This window comes from Desulfosporosinus metallidurans (assembly GCF_001936615.1).
Classification (GTDB): Bacteria; Bacillota; Desulfitobacteriia; order Desulfitobacteriales; family Desulfitobacteriaceae; genus Desulfosporosinus; species Desulfosporosinus metallidurans.
This window is the reverse complement of the sequence record NZ_MLBF01000183.1, coordinates 1-593: the sequence shown is the minus strand read 5'-3', so window position 1 is coordinate 593 and position 593 is coordinate 1. Positions and strand designations below refer to the sequence as shown.

The window sequence follows — 593 nt, the reverse complement described above, 5'->3', positions numbered from 1 at the left end:
TTCGACGGCCAACCGCCGTGATCTCGCCTTCGCCCCTGCCGGACGATGCCCACGAAATCGCGGCCATTGCCGCCGACACCCCCCAAGGCCTTTCCGTCATCCGCCACTCGGCCGCCCACATCATGGCCGAGGCCGTCAAGAAGCTCTTTCCCACGGTCCAGGTCACCATCGGACCGTCGATTGAAAAACGGCTTCTACTACCGATTTCGCTTACGAGCGCCCGTTTACCCCCGAAGATCTCGAAGCCATTGAGGCGGAGATGCACAAAAGCATCGCCGCCAATCACCCGTTTGCCTGCACCACCGTGCCCAAGGCCGACGCCAAGGCGCTTTTTCGCCTCCCAGGGTGAGAGCTACAAGCTCGAGATCATGGACGAGAACATCGTCGGGGACATCGTGTCGCTTTATCGCCACGGCACCTTTACCGACCTGTGCCGCGGACCCCACGTGCCGCATACCGGCATGGTGCGGGCCGTCAAGCTGCTGTCGGTTGCCGGGGCCTACTGGCGCGGCGATGAAAAGCGCCCCATGCTCCAGCGTATTTACGGCACGGCCTTTGCCTCCGAAGCCGACCTCAAGACCTATCTGCGCCAC

Annotated in this window: 1 protein-coding gene and 1 pseudogene; one reads left to right on the top strand and one right to left on the bottom strand. The window is 62.7% G+C overall.

Features of this window, described 5'->3' with window-relative positions; all coding sequences use genetic code 11:
• A partial coding sequence (locus tag DSOL_RS28585; RefSeq protein ID WP_207649694.1) for a hypothetical protein occupies positions 1-286 on the bottom strand: 286 nt, incomplete at its 3' end.
• Positions 287-368: 82 nt separating this feature from the next.
• Between DSOL_RS28585 and DSOL_RS28580 the strand changes: the two are divergent.
• A pseudogene (locus DSOL_RS28580) lies at positions 369-593 on the top strand (threonine--tRNA ligase); the annotation flags it as partial.